Raw genomic sequence first — 2,037 nt, 5'->3', positions numbered from 1 at the left:
AATTAATAATTAATAATTAATAATTAATAATTAATGACCGGGTGGGGCGGGGCGGGTTGATTAATATCGTCCTGGGGAATTGAGAATTGACAGCATAACTCGCCCCTACAGTTAATAATTATCAATTTTTTGTCAACTCCAGAATTCATCCAGGTTAACGTTAGATATTTCCTGCTGAACTTCCTGGAAATAACTACTCTCAGTTAAACTAGCCACTTCTTTCTGACGTTTTTTGTGATCAATTTCAATTTGCAACTCTTGCAATTGTCGCTTGAGTTCCTCCTCCTTGCGCTTCCGTTCAGTAATATCTTGAACAATGCCTTCGTAATACAACACATTGCCATTGTTATCATTCACAACACGCGCATCAATTTGAATCCAGATAATACTACCATCCTTGCAGTAACAACGATATTCAAAATCTTTGACTGAATTTTGTTTAGATAACAAATATCTAAACTCGGTTCTTTTTTCCTGGTCTACATAAAGCTGCTCACTAATGTTGGTAATACTTGCCATCATTTCTTCAGGAGAATCATAGCCATAAATTTTGGCTAAAGCAGGATTAGCATTAATAAATTTTCCTTGAGGGGACGATTGAAAAATCCCTTCTAAAGCATTTTCAAAAATGCTGCGGTAGTTTTCCTCAGCAATACGCAAGGCTTCTTCTGCTTGTTTACGATCGGTAATATCTCGCACGATAATCAAAACTTCATCTTCTGACAAAACCATAATTTGCACCTCTTTATTCACAGACTTATTATCCTGGATAATTTGATTCTTGTAAATTAGTAATTATTCGTTTTTAATACTTGTTAAATATTCTTAATTAATTGTTTATTATTATCGAGTAAATACTCCTGAATAGTGATTGCCTTTGGCAATCGATTAGAGGTTAAAAATTGGTCGCCACTACTATCTACTCCCTCCAGCCGATCACTACCCACCACATCAAGATAACTACCATCCCCCTTAGCGCGAATCATTAAATCTGGAATAGTATTAACAATGGCGCGATTAGTCGCTTCACTTTGGCGGAGGGCAGAAAATGATTGTTTCAGTTGTTGTGCCATACTATTAAAAGACTTCGCCAAGCGATCGATTTCAATAATTGGGCTAGGTTTTACCTGTTGATCTAGTTCACCTTGCGCTAATTCATCAGCCGCATGGGAAACGCGCAAAATCGGTCGAGTCACCCAGCGAGAGGTGAAAATTCCGACAGCGATCGCTATTATTAACGCCCCGAAACTTAACCCAATAGACTTTTGACGACTGGCATTAATTTCGCTCATAAAATCCGATTCCGGAATGGTTACAACTACTAACCAATCCAAATTTCCATCTCGAAATGGCACAACTTGAACATATTGTCGCTCACCCTGCCACTGAAAATCTAATTTTTCAACAGTTTGAATATTGCTGAGATCATTAAAGCGATCGCTCAGGTAATTAGCCGTAGAGCGCACTGCGTCATTTTCACTGGCGATCGCCAACAATCGTTCACGATCATCTCCAACAATTTTAAAAGTAGGTTCTCCCGTAGAAGTAGCCACCAATTTACCGGAACGCTCCATAATAAAAGCCGTCCCAGTTTTACCAATCTCCAAATTTCGCAAAAACCAACTCACTTCTTGGGGTAAAAAAAAGTCAGTTGCACAAACCCCGATCAGAGAACTATCGGTTAAACTATAAACTGGGAGACTTGCTGTTATGGTAGGTAATAGGGTGGAGAAAGAAAGATAAATCTCACTCCACACAGCCTTACCTTCAGCCTGAGCGGCTTTATACCAAGGTCTTTGGCGTGGATCATAAGGTTGTTCAAGAGTGCCAATTTGTTCAGTCCGATTTCCTTGTTCATCAAAAGCAAAATCCTGGCGCATAAAGTCAGTCCAGAAATTGCTATACACCATAATTACATGGGAACGGTCTTCTTAGTCAAGTCTACCTACCCCAAAAAAACTACCATCTTCGTCACCACAATAGACATATAGCACAAGACAGAACACTTAGGACGTATAATGGAGAGGACGAGATGAC

At 39.2% G+C, this 2,037-nt stretch carries 2 protein-coding genes; both read right to left on the bottom strand.

The window, feature by feature from the left end; translation table 11 throughout:
- Positions 1–132 precede the first annotated feature (132 nt).
- Positions 133–732: a PAS domain S-box protein gene (locus P5683_RS24360; protein WP_006669863.1), complete on the bottom strand. Its 600-nt coding sequence runs from the start codon at positions 730–732 to the stop codon at positions 133–135.
- Between the two features lie 83 nt (positions 733–815).
- Positions 816–1,880: a cache domain-containing protein gene (locus P5683_RS24355; RefSeq protein WP_235677600.1), complete on the bottom strand. Its 1,065-nt coding sequence runs from the start codon at positions 1,878–1,880 to the stop codon at positions 816–818.
- Positions 1,881–2,037: the final 157 nt, after the last annotated feature.

Source organism: Limnospira sp. PMC 1279.21 (genome assembly GCF_032349615.1).
Taxonomy (GTDB): domain Bacteria; phylum Cyanobacteriota; class Cyanobacteriia; order Cyanobacteriales; family Microcoleaceae; genus Limnospira; species Limnospira fusiformis.
Note: the sequence above shows the minus strand (reverse complement) of the source record. Positions and strands in the feature narration are given on the sequence as shown.